1 protein-coding gene is annotated in these 1,153 nt (G+C 41.4%); it reads right to left on the reverse strand.

Going from position 1 to position 1,153, the window contains the following annotated elements:
- Nucleotides 1-58 precede the first annotated feature (58 nt).
- Nucleotides 59-1,003 (reverse strand): IS21 family transposase, encoded by a 945-nt coding sequence (gene istA, locus ACTTK7_RS17230; RefSeq protein WP_462869331.1) that lies wholly within the window; start codon nucleotides 1,001-1,003, stop codon nucleotides 59-61.
- Nucleotides 1,004-1,153 lie beyond the last annotated feature (150 nt).

The following is a 1,153-nucleotide window of genomic DNA, read 5'->3' on the forward strand; positions in this document are numbered from 1 at the left end:
AAAATAATAAAATCAAGGCGCTGCAGCGCCGCCATTACTTCACTCGTAACCCGGAGGGTTACAAACAACGCCTGCTTCTAGAGTGTAACGACAAGCGGGTGCAGTATTGAAGGGTCAAGAACATATTTTGGTGTTGAGCCATTTTTCGAGCGTGATAATTCATGACGCCGTCTTTTCCTATCTTTCGATAGGTTAGATAACTCACTTCATACCTTGTTGGAAGAGAATCGAGAGATTCTTTCATCCAAAGTTCCACAGGCTTTCGTTCTGTTGTAGAGTGGACACGCTGATTCGCTCTTTCTTCGACCCATCTCATTAGTGTACGATTCAATTCCTGTAATGATTGAACTGAGGACGTCTCTAACCAGCCATTCATATACCCTATGAACCGTTCCACTTTTCCTTTGGTCTGAGGCCGATAAGGTCGGTGGACCTTTGGTGTAAATCCATAATAATCGACGAAGTCTAAAAACTTTTCATTCCACTCAACTTCAGAACCACTTCTTCGGTTTATTATCGTCTTCATATTGTCGAACAGAACCTTTTCCGGAACACCTCCAAAGTATTCGAAGGCATTAACTAGACAGTGAAGCAGATGCTCTCGGTCCTGCCTTTCCGCAAAACAAACATAACTCATCCGTGAATAAGACAAAGTAGCCACAAATATCATTAACGGTATAATATCTCCATCAACTTGATAAAGGCCAGCTTCTTTCCAGTCCACCTGTATTTGCTCTCCTGGTTCAGTCTCATACCGTCTGGTATGACTTTCTTTAAAGGCCTTGCGATATGGCTGTACAAATTCTTTAAGGATCGTTTTTCCGCCTGAATATCCCTGTTTTCGAATTTCTTGATAAAGCTTTTCACAATTAAATACATGGTCTTCAAGTACTCGCCTTAATAGGTACTCTTTATAGGGATCTAATTTTGACCCTTTCTTCGTGCGTTTTTGTACATGATTTCTTTCTCTTTCACTTAGAGATTTCACCGTATGTCGATGCATCCCCAACATCTGTGTGTTTTTTGCAATGAAAAAGTACATAATCATGCAGGCTTTTGTACACAACCCTGCCAGTGAAACTTTCGGTCACTTAAGAAGAAGTCATTTTCTTTTGATGGGAGAGCGCGTGCTTCAGTCGATAGCTTTCCCCTT

It is taken from the genome of Marinococcus tarijensis (genome assembly GCF_054971385.1).

Coding starts and splice junctions, on each gene's coding strand:
- istA (WP_462869331.1), bottom strand. CDS start 1,003: ATGCATCGACATACGGTGAAATCTCTAAGTGAAAGAGAAAGAAATCAT.